Annotated in this window: 13 protein-coding genes; 9 read left to right on the top strand and 4 right to left on the bottom strand. The window is 48.5% G+C overall.

The annotated features are described in order from the left end of the window. The first annotated feature begins 89 nt into the window (after positions 1-89). The 9 genes from accD to PHU49_08870 all read left to right on the top strand — a co-directional run bounded on the left by accD (position 90) and on the right by PHU49_08870 (position 8,877). Positions 90-953: an acetyl-CoA carboxylase, carboxyltransferase subunit beta gene (accD, locus tag PHU49_08910; protein MDD5244123.1), complete on the top strand. Its 864-nt coding sequence runs from the start codon at positions 90-92 to the stop codon at positions 951-953. Continuing rightward, positions 950-2,215, top strand: coding sequence for a bifunctional folylpolyglutamate synthase/dihydrofolate synthase (locus tag PHU49_08905; protein ID MDD5244122.1), 1,266 nt, complete (start codon positions 950-952; stop codon positions 2,213-2,215). The genes accD and PHU49_08905 overlap by 4 nt, the downstream gene beginning before the upstream one ends. Then, positions 2,202-4,244, top strand: a complete 2,043-nt coding sequence (lptD, locus tag PHU49_08900) for an LPS assembly protein LptD (protein ID MDD5244121.1) — start codon at positions 2,202-2,204, stop codon at positions 4,242-4,244. Before PHU49_08905 ends, lptD begins: the two co-directional genes overlap by 14 nt. A gap of 13 nt (positions 4,245-4,257) precedes the next feature. Then, a complete protein-coding gene (locus PHU49_08895; GenBank protein MDD5244120.1) occupies positions 4,258-4,986 on the top strand; it encodes a sugar phosphate nucleotidyltransferase in 729 nt (242 codons plus the stop codon). Between the two features lie 79 nt (positions 4,987-5,065). Beyond that, entirely contained in the window at positions 5,066-5,521 is a 456-nt protein-coding gene (locus PHU49_08890) for a dTDP-4-dehydrorhamnose 3,5-epimerase family protein (GenBank protein ID MDD5244119.1), read from the top strand. Continuing rightward, positions 5,514-6,527, top strand: a complete 1,014-nt coding sequence (rfbB, locus tag PHU49_08885) for a dTDP-glucose 4,6-dehydratase (protein ID MDD5244118.1) — start codon at positions 5,514-5,516, stop codon at positions 6,525-6,527. The genes PHU49_08890 and rfbB overlap by 8 nt, the downstream gene beginning before the upstream one ends. Further along, on the top strand, positions 6,524-7,375 hold the full coding sequence (gene rfbD / locus PHU49_08880) for a dTDP-4-dehydrorhamnose reductase (protein ID MDD5244117.1): 852 nt from the start codon (positions 6,524-6,526) through the stop codon (positions 7,373-7,375). The genes rfbB and rfbD overlap by 4 nt, the downstream gene beginning before the upstream one ends. Before the next feature lie 186 nt (positions 7,376-7,561). Next, positions 7,562-8,266, top strand: a complete 705-nt coding sequence (locus PHU49_08875; protein MDD5244116.1) for a UDP-2,3-diacylglucosamine diphosphatase — start codon at positions 7,562-7,564, stop codon at positions 8,264-8,266. A gap of 128 nt (positions 8,267-8,394) precedes the next feature. Continuing rightward, the gene (locus PHU49_08870) at positions 8,395-8,877 is read left to right on the top strand and encodes a ferritin family protein (protein MDD5244115.1); all 483 of its coding nucleotides are present in this window, start codon (positions 8,395-8,397) and stop codon (positions 8,875-8,877) included. Positions 8,878-9,311: 434 nt separating this feature from the next. Here the strand turns inward: PHU49_08870 and PHU49_08865 are convergent, their stop codons facing one another. The 4 genes from PHU49_08865 to PHU49_08850 form a co-directional block, all read right to left on the bottom strand. After that, positions 9,312-10,070: a TSUP family transporter gene (locus PHU49_08865; protein ID MDD5244114.1), complete on the bottom strand. Its 759-nt coding sequence runs from the start codon at positions 10,068-10,070 to the stop codon at positions 9,312-9,314. Positions 10,071-10,510: 440 nt separating this feature from the next. Next, complete coding sequence (locus PHU49_08860; GenBank protein ID MDD5244113.1) at positions 10,511-11,575, bottom strand: branched-chain amino acid aminotransferase; 1,065 nt, start codon at positions 11,573-11,575, stop codon at positions 10,511-10,513. A 49-nt stretch (positions 11,576-11,624) separates the two neighbouring features. Then, positions 11,625-12,053 (bottom strand): DUF3617 family protein, encoded by a 429-nt coding sequence (locus PHU49_08855; GenBank protein MDD5244112.1) that lies wholly within the window; start codon positions 12,051-12,053, stop codon positions 11,625-11,627. Between the two features lie 95 nt (positions 12,054-12,148). After that, on the bottom strand, positions 12,149-12,445 hold a 297-nt coding region (locus tag PHU49_08850; protein MDD5244111.1), incomplete at its 5' end, for a JAB domain-containing protein.

Raw genomic sequence — 12,445 nt, 5'->3', positions numbered from 1 at the left:
AGGGTGTAGTCTGATTCTATGGAGACCCTTTTTATTGACATACTATCCTTATTTTGGTAGTTTTGTAGCAAAAATTCAATAGGAAAATTATGGGTTTTTTCAGTAGAAAAGATAAAGAGAAGAAACCACACAAAGAGATCGACATCCAGCGGGAGATCAAGAAGGCTGAGAAAGACGAATCTCTCTGGATCAAGTGCAGTTCCTGCCAGGAACTTCTCTACAGAAAAGAGGTAGAGAGAAACCAGCACGTGTGCCCCAAATGTCTCTATCATTTCCCCATCAATGTCGATGTGAGGGTTGCGCTGATGTTCGACAAGGCGAGCTTCACGGAGCTTTATACGGATGTTGAACCTGTTGATTTTCTCAAGTTCAAGGATACCAAGCCATATAAAGTGAGACTCGTCGAGACGAAGGAAACAACCAGAAGAAGTGACGCAATGATGTGCGGAAGAGCTGTCATTAATGGTCTCGATGTGCTCGCAGCGATCTTTGATTTTACCTTCATGGGTGGCAGCCTGGGCTCCGTTGTGGGTGAGAAGATTACGAGGACACTTGAACAGGGAGTGAAAGACAGGCTGCCGGTTATCCTTTTCTGTTCATCGGGCGGCGCAAGGATGCAGGAAGGCATCATGTCTCTCATGCAGATGTCCAAGGTTTCAGGTGCTATCTATAACCTCAAGTCGCAGGGTCTTCCTTATATAACGGTTCTGACCGATCCCACACTGGGTGGTGTCACGGCGAGCATGGGTATGCTGGGCGATGTGATCATTGCGGAACCAAAGGCAATGATCGGATTTGCCGGTCCGAGGGTTATTAAAGAGACCATTAAAGAGGAACTCCCTCATGGATTTCAGAGGGCAGAGTATCTCCTGGAACATGGTATGATCGATATGATAGTACCAAGAAAAGAACTGAAAAAAAGGCTCTACACATTACTCTCACATATAACATGAGAGATTATTCTGCTGCCCTTGAGTACCTCTACGGGCTCGAAAGGTTCGGGATGGTATTCGGGCTCGAGAATATTTCGTGGATACTCAATATCATGAAAAATCCTCATAAGGCACTGAAGACAGTCCATATCGCAGGCACGAACGGCAAGGGCTCCGTGACAGGTATGATCACCGGCATGCTCCGTAAAGAGGGATATTCTGCCGGCGCCTATACCTCCCCCCATCTCGTGTCATTTACCGAAAGGATTACCGTCAACGGAGAGGAGATCAGGGAAGAGGAGGTTGCCGAACTCACAGAGTATATCCGGGACGGGATACAAAAAGAAGACAGGAACCGGTTTTTTACCTTCTTCGATTTTACCACAGCCATTGCCTTCGAGTATTTCAGGAGAAAGAAGGTGGATATTGCGGTTATCGAAACGGGGCTCGGGGGGAGGCTTGACTCGACGAACGTTATCGAACCGCTGGTGAGCGTCATTACCAATATCGCCCATGACCATATGGAATACCTCGGGAACACCATTGAAGCCATTGCCGGGGAAAAGGCGGGGATCATCAAGAAGGGGATACCGGTGGTGACCGGTGCGGCAGATATCCCGCTGGGTGTTATAGACGAGGTTGCAAAAAGGCTTGAAAGCCCTGTCTATAGTCTCGGCAGGAATTTTTTTTATGAAAAGACCGGTGAGCAGGTCATGTCTTATCAGGGTCCGTCAAGGACGCTCGAGGGTGTCCGGGTAAACCTGAAGGGTGACCATCAGCTTGCAAACGGCGCCATTGCCCTCTGCGCTGTTGATGTCCTCTCAACCCGCGGTTTTCCTGTCCGGGACATTACCATATATGATGTCCTGTCCCGTATCCAGTGCCGGGGAAGACTGGAAGAGGTCAGGCAAAGACCGACGGTCCTCATTGACGGGGCCCATAACCCCAGCGGTATCCACGTCCTTACAGAGTTTATGAAGGCTCGTTACGGGGACAGGAAGAAAATCCTCATTTTTGGTGTCATGAAGGATAAAGAGTATGATAGAATGCTTCAAGAGATCGTACCATCCATGGATACGATAATATTAACAAAACCCAATATGGAACGGGCATTGGCACCATCCCTGATGAAAGCCCATGCAAAGGATGCGATAATTACAGAAGACACAAGAAACGCATTGAGGATAGCAAAGACCCTGTCGGGAGAAGACGACCTGATCTTAATCACGGGTTCTTTCTATACTATCGGCGAGGCAAAGACAATAATTCATGAGATCTTTTAACAGAAAAATCATTGTTCTTCTCTTTCTTTTTATCCCTCTCAGTCTCTATGGGAAACAATTCGATTACAAGACCCCTATCGAAGCGCCGATCGATATAGCGGCCATGTCCGTTGAATATAACCGTGAGAAGAATACCTACGTTGCGAAAGGCAAGGTCGACCTCAGGGAAGGGACCCGGATTCTCAATGCGGACTATGTTTCTTTCGATGAAAATACCAGGGATATCTTCGCGGAAGGGAACGTTGTCTTTCAGGATGAAGGCGATCGTATCGAGTGTCAGAAGCTCCAACTAAACCTCATCTCTAAAAAAGGCAAGATAGAAGGCGGGAGGATTTATCTTCGGCAAGGCAATTTTCACATTACCGGTGAGGAGATCGAGAAGGTCGGCGAGTCGCAGTATACCATCAAGAAAGGAGAGTTCACCACCTGCGGATGGGAGGATCCTGCCTGGAAGTTCTCGGCACGAGATGTCGATGTTACGATCGAAGGATACGCAAAGACGAAAGATACAAAGTTTTATATAAAGAATTTTCCCGTTTTTTACCTGCCCTGGGGTATCTTCCCGGTTAAGACCGAAAGACAGTCGGGTTTGCTTATGCCGGGCTTTGCAGCCTCTTCAAGGAATGGCATGATCATCAATACATCGTATTTCTGGGCCATATCAAAAGACAAGGACGCTACATTCTTCCTTGACTATCTCGGTGACAGGGGTCTCAAGCCCGGTGTGGAGTTTCGGTATGCCCCCAGGGAAGACATGAAAGGGGTATGGGATTATTCGATCATCAGCGACAGGCAATATGACGGCACGCGCTGGCAGTTACAGGGGCAGCACGAACAGGTATTCATGCACGACATAGCCCTCAAGACAAACCTCCGGTTCATTTCCGACGATGATTATCTCAAAGATTTTGGTACGACGGTATCTGAAAGAAGCGAGACATTGATTAAATCCACGGCGTTTCTGGAAGTCCCCGTGAAAAAGTCCCTCCTCACAGCGGAGGTGGCGAACTTCAGAAACCTCCTTTCAGATGATAATAATAAATCCACATTTCAATACTACCCCCACGTATCCTTTTTCACGGAGTATATCCCGTTTCTGGACGGGAAGCTCTATACGGATTTAGTCACAGATTACACCTCCTTCTACCGGGACAAGGGTGATAAAGCTTCGAGGCTGGGTATCGAGCCGAGATTGAGCTTGCCATATTCGTGGAACGGGATCAATTTTCTTGTCAACGGCACCCTGTTAGAGACGGCATACCTTATCAACCGGACCGATGGTAGCAGTAATGATACGGAATACCGCCAGACCTTCAGGATAGAGGGGGATATGAACACCCAGTTCATGAGGTATTACTATACCGATCTGCTGAACCTGGGGGAGATGCATAGCGTGATCAAGCCGGTGGTAAAGTATAATTTCATCCCTAATACGTCTTTTACCGATCTGCCCAACATAGACCCCTATGACCGGCTGTACCAGACCAACACGATCACATACGGGTTAAACCATTACCTGAACTCGACCTCCGAAGGGTGGCAGCGGGAATTGTCTCTTTTTGAGATATCCCAGACATATGGACTTTCAGGAGGATTGCGTCCTTCCGAACTCTATAAAGGCTATGGCGGCAGGTTTTCTGATATCGACGCGAGGCTGACCGTATATCCGACAACCAACCTGAGTTATTCCAATGAGACGCAGATCAGCACCGCAGGGGAAGGATTGAAGACCATCAGAAACGGTTTCAATTACATGAAACCCAACGTATACAATGTGAACCTTTCCCATAATTACACGGTTGATTTGAACAACGAGGTCTTTCTTGACCTCGGCGGCATATATAAACACTTCCAGGGAAGGTATCAGATACGGTACACGTTCAAAGATTCCGAATGGATCGATACCCTGTATCAACTCAGGTATATGCCTGGCTGCTGGGGCACAACATTAACACTGATGCAGTCGAAAAGACCCAACGATACAACTATCAGGATATCCTTTGATCTGGCGGGAATCACCACGAAATAGGAGGAGGGTGCATATGAAAGGAATTATCCTTGCCGGTGGGCTCGGCACGAGACTTCACCCGCTTACGAAGATTACCAACAAGCATCTCCTGCCCATATATGACAACCCGATGATATTTTATCCCATCGGGACACTCATCAACGCGGGCATCACCGACATTATGATCGTAACCGGAGGGAACTATGCCGGAGATTTTTTGAGGCTCATGGGAAACGGCAAGGAATTCGGATTACGCCATATCAACTACACATACCAGGAAGGGGAGGGCGGCATCGCTGCGGCGCTGTCGCTGGCGGAGTATTTCGCTGACGGTGATCCGATATGTGTGGTGCTTGGTGATAATATTATCGAGAAGAATATCATAAAGGCTGTCCGTGATTTTGAAAAACAGAAAAAGGGCGCCAGGATCCTCCTCAAGGAGGTGCCTGACCCTGAACGGTTCGGCGTGGCAGAGATCGTGAAAGGCAAACTGGGGAAGATCGTTGAAAAACCAAAGAAACCCAGGAGCAACCTTGCCGTCGTAGGTATATACATGTATGATGGCCGCGTCTTTGACATTGTCAAGACCCTGAAGCCTTCCGACAGGGGAGAGCTGGAGATCACCGATGTCAATAATGCCTATGTGAAGGAAGGGACGATGACCTGGGATATGCTGGACGGGTGGTGGACCGATGCGGGCACCTTTGAGTCGCTGCTGCGTGCAAGTATCCTTGTTTCACAGACAGGAGCGAACAACAAATAGCCGACAAGGCGCAAAGCGCGGAGCGCATAGCCTTCAGCTCTCAGCCCTTTGCTCTATGCTGCATTATACGGGGGTGGATATGATAAAGGATGTTGTCGCGAAACAATTGAAATATATCCCTGATGAACGTGGCCGTTTGATGGAGATTTTGCGGGACGATGATGATATGTTCGTCAACTTCGGTCAGGTTTACCTGACCACCACATATCCCCACGTTGTGAAGGCCTGGCACTATCACAAGGGGCAGGACGACTTTATAGTCTGCGTAAAAGGGATGCTCAAGCTTGTTCTCTATGACAACAGGGATGGGTCACCGACCAAAGGAGAGATAAACGAGTTTTTCATCGGTGAGTTTAACCCCATGCTCGTCAGGGTGCCTAAGATGGTCTACCATGGATGGAAATGCGTCAGCGAAGATGAAGCGATCATCATCAATATCCCCACTGAGCCGTACAACAGGGCAAAACCTGACGAATTCAGGCTTGATCCCCACGTCAACGACATACCCTATACATGGGACAGGAAAGATGGATAATACACATATTCTCGTTACCGGCGGCTGTGGTTTTATAGGCTCAAATTTTGTGCGGTATATGCTGTCCCGGTATCCTTACAACATCATCAACCTGGACAAACTGACCTACGCGGGGAACCCTGAAAATCTCAAAGGCATCGAGGGAGACAGCCGTTATAGATTTGTGAAAGGCGATATCGGCAGCATATCCGACGTGGAGAAGGCGTTTGAGTCACCCATCGGGGTTGTCATCAATTTTGCCGCTGAGTCCCACGTTGACAGGAGCATTATTGACCCTGACGCGTTCATCAAAACCAATATTAACGGAACCTTCAACCTCCTCGAAATGGCGAGAAAAAAGGGGACGAGGCTTTTCGTCCAGGTCTCCACCGACGAGGTCTACGGCTCCCTCGGCGAAACGGGTAAATTTCGCGAGGACACACCGATGGCGCCCAACAGTCCCTATTCCGCATCGAAGGCATCGGCAGACATGCTTGCCATGGCGTACTATACAACGTACGGGATGCCGGTCATTATCACGCGCTGTTCAAACAATTACGGTCCATACCAGTTCCCGGAGAAGCTTATCCCGCTGATAATAACGAATGCCCTCGCGGATATGGAATTGCCCGTATACGGCGACGGCATGAACGTCAGGGACTGGATACACGTGGAGGACCACTGCCGCGCCATCGATACGGTCTTTCAGAAGGGCGTACCCGGCAACGTCTATAATATCGGCGGCGAGAACGAGAGAACAAACATAGAGATCGTGAAGCTTATCCTTAAGATCCTCGGAAAACCTGAGACGCTCATTCGTTATGTTACCGACAGGCCCGGCCATGACCGCAGATACGCGATTGATTCAACGAAACTGAAGCGGGAACTGAGTTTCCGGGTAGAGAAAGACTTCGCTGCCGGCATGGAAGAGACGGTGCGGTGGTATATCGGGAACAGGGAATGGTGGGAGAGGATTAAAAGCGGAGCTTACCTGGAATACTATAATACGATGTATGGAAATCGATGAAGATCCTCCTCGCCGGCGGTAAAGGTCTTCTCGGGACCAGTATTATCCCCTTTTTGAAAAACAGATTTGATGTCGTCAGCCTCGATATCGATGAATGGGACATTACAGACCGGGAGTCCGGTGAAGTAATCATTGCCCGTGAGAGGCCTGACGCGCTGATCAATTGTGCTGCCATGACTGATGTGGATGGCTGCGAGGACAGGAAGGAATCTGCAGAAAAGGTAAACAGCCAGGGGGCAGCGATCCTTGCAGACATCTGCGATAAACATAATATCAGGCTTGTTCATATCAGTACGGACTATATTTTTGACGGCACGAAAGATTTGCCATACGATGAAGAAGATACACCGAACCCGGTCTCCTTCTACGGCAAGACGAAATTATGGGGCGAGCAGCAGGTCCTCGCAAAGGCCCCGTCGTCGCTCATTATCAGGAGCCAGTGGCTCTACGGAGATGGCGGAGAACATTTCATATCAAAGGTAGTGAAGGCCGCCGGAGAAAAGGGCAGTGTCCAGGTAGTCAATGACCAGAGAGGATCACCGACATACGCAAGAGATGTTGCAGAGCCTCTTGCCATCCTTATTGCAAAGAGGGAATCGGGGGTATATCATATCTCCAACAGCGGCTCCTGTACGTGGTATGAGCTGGCACGGGAGGTTTTTTTGACCCTCGGGATGGACGTTCAGGTAACGCCGGTTTCTTCGCAGGCACTCAACAGGAAGGCGGCGAGACCGGCATACTCTGTCTTCGATACGAAAAAGGTTCAGAGAGTGACCGGTATTGTCATGAGAAGCTGGCAGGAAGCACTGAAAGAATACCTGCGGAAAGGACCAACACAAATTTTTTGATTCTTGATACTCGATACAAATCAGCCTTGATAATATACCGTATATCGTATATCGTAGTTCGTATATCGAAGAACCGAACAAATTGTACGATGACCGAAAGACGTACGGGGATGAAGTGAAAGGTACTATATACTATATACTATATACTGTCGGTTGCCGGCTGCTTCATTATACGGTGTATAAATTATGAAGCTGATCTTTTTTTCCGATACCCACCTTACAAACAGGAGTTTTGACAGGATGAAATATGTCACAGGCTTCCTCAACGATGTCTGTGAGGACGCCGATAAGGTCTTCGTCCTTGGCGATCTCTTTGAGTTTTATCATGGATACGAGGGGTATATCTATCCGTGGTACGCGGGTATTGTTGATGCACTGAAAAGGCTTGTGGAAAAGGGGAAAGAGGTCTATCTGCTTGAAGGGAACCACGAGTTTGAGATGGGGGGGTTTTTCCAGGCCCAGACGGGCATCACCTGCGCGAAGGAACTGACCATGGATATTGAAGGAAAAAGGACATACATGGCACACGGACACAGGTTCGATAGATTCTGTCTGGGGAATATCCTGAAATCACCACCCATTTATATGGTTATGGATTGTTTCGGTCCGGCTCTGACGTGGAAGGTAGCCATGGCGATGCGGATATTTCTCTCGAAGAAAAATAAACCATACAGCGATAAGGCCATGGAGGCCTTCAGAGGATATGCGCGGCTGAAGCAGAATGAGGGGTACGATGCGGTTATCCTTGCCCACTCCCATATCCCGGACCGCACTTCCTTTGTTAGTGATGGTAAGGAGAAGGTCTATCTGAATGCCGGTGATTTCATCAAGCACGGAAGTTATGTGGAATATACAACACAAGGCGGTTTTCAACTCAGGCGCTACGGTTAATATTTTCCTTAAGGCATTGCCAATAAAGGAAATATTCAATATAATGATGGTGTCGGGCCCATGCAGGAAAATGTAGCAACCGCAAAGAGCACGATGCTTACGCAGAAAGGATACATAAGGAGGAGAGGATGAATATCTTTCAACCAGGTGACATCTTTCAATTTGCTATCAGGATCGAGGAAGACGGTGAGATATTTTATCATAAAGCAGCGCTCATGGCGGAAGACGCAGACACAAGCGATATCTTCAATCGACTTGCCGATGAGGAGATACGGCATAAAAGGATATTCGGGGATATGCTCACAACGGTAAAACAATCGAGCGTACCCGAAACATACAAAGGTGAATACCTCGCGTACCTCAGGGATTATATAGACGGCAAGGTGATCTTCAAGAAGGATCTCCGTGATTCCGTATTGCCCGGGATACGCGATACGCTGTCGGCAATAGATTTTGCCATGGGGCGGGAGATGGATTCCATCCTCTATTACCAGGAGGTGAAACAGTTTCTCTCAGAGAAAGACCGCGCTCAGATCGACCTTATCATCGAAGAGGAAAGAAAACACTTTGAAAAACTGGCAGAATTGCGGAAGAAGTATATTGGCTCATAGAAAATCGTATATCGTAGTTCGTATATCGTATATAGCAAAACCAAATACCTGATACTGGATTCTTGATACCGGATACTGGTTGTATAAAACAAGCCAAAAGAAATGAGGGACAAGGAGCGAGTTTTGCTGTATCGTCATCGCGAGGAGCTTCATTCTTTATCGTCATCGCGAGCATCTGACCCCCAAGGTAAACATGGGTGTTATCAAGAAAAGAAACCTGCTTTTGATACATGAGACCGGGCAAGTTTCTTAGGAGGAGCTTCATTCTTTATCGTCATCGCGAGGAGCGAAGCGACGTGGCGATCTCAAAGATGGGATTGCCGCGCTCCGCTCGCAATGACACAAGCATTCTTTTAACTGCCTCGACTCGATATACGAACTACTATATATATTATTATTTGCTATGAGCCATGAGCTATCAGCTATGAGCCGTTTTATCTCATTAGTACATCATACCCCAGCCTGAGAATCATGGCGGATACGATAACCAGAAAAAAGATCCTTACAAAGCGGTTCCCTTTGAGGATAGCGAGCCTTGTGCCGGCGATAGCCCCCAGTATGTTAAAGATAGCCATAAGTATGGCGACTCTAAAAAAGATGTTGCCGGTGAACCCGAAGTAAAGCACTGCCGACAGGTTTGTGGCAAAGTTGATCACCTTGGAAGATGCAGAGGCAGAGAGAAAGCTGAAACCGAAGATCCCTATGAAAACGAAGATGAGGAAACTCCCTGTCCCTGGGCCGAAAAACCCGTCATAAAAGCCAATTACCATACCCGTTGCGATACTGATGGAGAGCTGTTTGATACTCCCGAGCTTTGGCACGTGGAATGAGCCGAAGTCTTTTCTTAAAAAGGTATAGGCGGCGATGAGGATAAGCATGACGAGGACGAGAGGCCGCATGATCGCGGGATTTAGAAGCGTTACGACCCTTGCCCCAAGGAATGAGAATAAGAGGGCGCTCGCTGTCGCAGGAAAGGTGGCGGCCCAATTGATCCTGATATGACGGGCATACTGGATCGTGGCCATCGACGTGCCGCATATGGATGCAAATTTATTTGTTCCGAGAAGCATTGCCACGGGAAGGCCGGGAAGAAAGATGAAAAGCGCCGGAAGCTGAATAAGCCCTCCACCCCCGACGATGGAGTCTATGAAACCGGCCATGAAGGCAAAGATGCAGAGGGATATCTCAGTCATAATAAAAACAGTGATACCGAGTTGTATTCATTCATATAGCTTCGTTGCCTTCGTCGTCATCGACTCGACGTACTAAAATGTACGCCTCCGTCGCCTCCTCCTCGTCGCCTCGCTCTATTTTTGAATGCAACTCGGTATGAAAGGTCATAGGCGAGAGGTGAGAGGCAATAGGCGAGAGGCGAGAGGCAATAGGTGAGAGGTGAGAGGTCATTGCGAGCGTAGCGCGGCAATCTCATTCAATTGGTCATACCCCTGAGATCGCCACGTCGCTTCACTCCTCGCGATGACAGTAAAGTATCTAACATTGAACGTTGAACAGGTTTTCCCTCCACGCCTGACGGGTGTCCCGGGTATAGAAAGCCCGACGCCGTTTCTACGTGACATATTCGGGATGGATTGAAGCCTGGCTATGGGTAATAGAGTGTACGGCCAGTGGGATCTCAGACCTGATAGCACCATCCGAATATATCCGGTCTCTCGCCATACTGAATGCCGGTTATCTCATCATAGAGCCTCTGGGAAAAGGAACCTATCCCGCCTTTATTTATAGTGACCATCTCTTGTTTATGCTGTATCCAGCCCACAGGCGAGATCACCGCGGCCGTTCCTGTTCCAAAGACCTCCTGCAGGGCTCCTGACTTTGCCTTTTCGAGAACCTCGTCAATGGATATTTTACGCTCTTCGATATTTACTCCCCAGTGTTTGGCAAGGGTGAGCACCGTATCCCTTGTTATGCCTCCAAGAATAGATCCCTCGAGGGGCGGGGTGACGAGCACATCATCGATGAGAAACATGATGTTCATCGTGCCGACCTCTTCGATGTATTTCTTCTCGATGGCGTCAAGCCATAACACCTGGGTAAAGCCTTTTTTCTTTGCTTCCTCTGCCGGTAAAAGGGATGCGGCATAGTTTGCCGGCGTCTTTACCTCGCCGAGTCCGCCTATGACCGCCCGTGCATAGCCGCCTGACGTGATAAGCTTGACAGGGTTCAGGCCTTCTTTATAATAAGCCCCGACAGGCGAGGTGAAGATAATGAATGCGTAGGTCCTGGAGACCCGAACGCCGATATAATCGTCTGTCGCGAACACAAAGGGCCTTATGTAGAGAGAGTTGCCGCGTTTGTTCGGAATCCAGGCGCGGTCAACGGCTACAAGCTTCTTCAGGGCCTCCGTAAACAGATCCAGCGGAACAGGCGGTATACAGAGTCTCTCGCAGGACGTATTGAGCCTTTCATGGTTTTTCTCCGCACGAAAGAGGTTCACGCCGCCGTCGGCTGTCAGGTAGGCCTTCAGTCCTTCGAAGACAGCCTGGCCATAATGGAGTACAGTGAGGCTGGGGAGAAAGGAGAGCTTCCCGAAGGGAATTATCCGTGGATCGTTCCACTTGCCGTTTGCATATTCAGCGATGAACATATGATCCGAGAACTGTTCGCCGAACTCGAGATGATCAAAATCTGTTTCATTAAGCCTGCTTTTCTTTGTCTTTTTTATCTTTATCTTCATCATTGGAACCATCCCTTGATTCTTGATATCGTTTACGCTGTCAGCCAGGAGCTCATTTGCATGGCCCTATCCATTTTCCTGACCAACGGCTTGTCATATACATCGGCGCCTGACCTTTCTGTTTTACTGTCGTATTAGTTATTCCTTCAGATGAGTTGCCTTTGTATGTTACTTTCCCCTCGCTGTCCACTGTGGAATCCTTGCTGCGGCATTGCATAGTCCAGGAGATAGTATCGCCGGTTACTTTTGTGTTTGTTATCTTGCACTCCTGATTTTTTTCAGGTTTTTGCTGCGGAACCGCATCCTTCCTGGTGATACATTGCTTTATGGTTGTGGCAGGCATCTGCACCGGCATCCCCTTTATCTCGTTTTTAAAGGTCATCTCCCACATGCCTTCTTTCAAGTTGGGTTCAACGGCGGACGCATGTCCTATCCATGCCAAAGCCAGGAATACTGTGAAAAACAACAGCGTCTTCTTCATCCCTTTGTCCTCCCTTTTCGTTTTGTCGGGTCTTTTCCAACAAGACGAAAAAAAATATCATTAATTATCGGTGTGGGTCAAATAAAATGTGGAGCCTACAACAACCCTTTCGTTTTCAGGCTGACAAAAGTATCCTTTCCGATGATGATATGATCGAGGACCTCGATGCCGAGTATCTTCCCGGATTCCACAAGCCGCCGGGTAATCTTGAGATCCTCTTCCGATGGCTCAGGGTCACCGGATGGATGGTTGTGAGCTATCACCACAGACGATGCGCTGTGTCTGATCGCGTCTTTGAAGACCTCACGGGGATGGACAAGGCTTGCGTTGAGGGTGCCTATGGAAACGGTAGAGAGACCGATGATCTTATTGCGTGTATTGAGAAGGATGAG

It is taken from the genome of Syntrophorhabdaceae bacterium, assembly GCA_028713955.1.
GTDB lineage: Bacteria > Desulfobacterota > Syntrophorhabdia > Syntrophorhabdales > Syntrophorhabdaceae > UBA5609.
Note: the sequence above shows the minus strand (reverse complement) of the source record. Positions and strands in the feature narration are given on the sequence as shown.

Excerpts from the sequence above, each read along its gene's own strand:
- PHU49_08905 (MDD5244122.1), top strand. The coding sequence starts at position 950 with ATGAGAGATTATTCTGCTGCCCTTGAGTACCTCTACGGGCTCGAAAGG.
- PHU49_08855 (MDD5244112.1), bottom strand. The coding sequence starts at position 12,053 with ATGAAGAAGACGCTGTTGTTTTTCACAGTATTCCTGGCTTTGGCATGG.
- accD (MDD5244123.1), top strand. The coding sequence starts at position 90 with ATGGGTTTTTTCAGTAGAAAAGATAAAGAGAAGAAACCACACAAAGAG.
- PHU49_08875 (MDD5244116.1), top strand. The coding sequence starts at position 7,562 with ATGAAGCTGATCTTTTTTTCCGATACCCACCTTACAAACAGGAGTTTT.
- rfbB (MDD5244118.1), top strand. The coding sequence starts at position 5,514 with ATGGATAATACACATATTCTCGTTACCGGCGGCTGTGGTTTTATAGGC.
- PHU49_08865 (MDD5244114.1), bottom strand. The coding sequence starts at position 10,070 with ATGACTGAGATATCCCTCTGCATCTTTGCCTTCATGGCCGGTTTCATA.
- PHU49_08890 (MDD5244119.1), top strand. The coding sequence starts at position 5,066 with ATGATAAAGGATGTTGTCGCGAAACAATTGAAATATATCCCTGATGAA.
- lptD (MDD5244121.1), top strand. The coding sequence starts at position 2,202 with ATGAGATCTTTTAACAGAAAAATCATTGTTCTTCTCTTTCTTTTTATC.
- rfbD (MDD5244117.1), top strand. The coding sequence starts at position 6,524 with ATGAAGATCCTCCTCGCCGGCGGTAAAGGTCTTCTCGGGACCAGTATT.
- PHU49_08895 (MDD5244120.1), top strand. The coding sequence starts at position 4,258 with ATGAAAGGAATTATCCTTGCCGGTGGGCTCGGCACGAGACTTCACCCG.
- PHU49_08870 (MDD5244115.1), top strand. The coding sequence starts at position 8,395 with ATGAATATCTTTCAACCAGGTGACATCTTTCAATTTGCTATCAGGATC.
- PHU49_08860 (MDD5244113.1), bottom strand. The coding sequence starts at position 11,575 with ATGATGAAGATAAAGATAAAAAAGACAAAGAAAAGCAGGCTTAATGAA.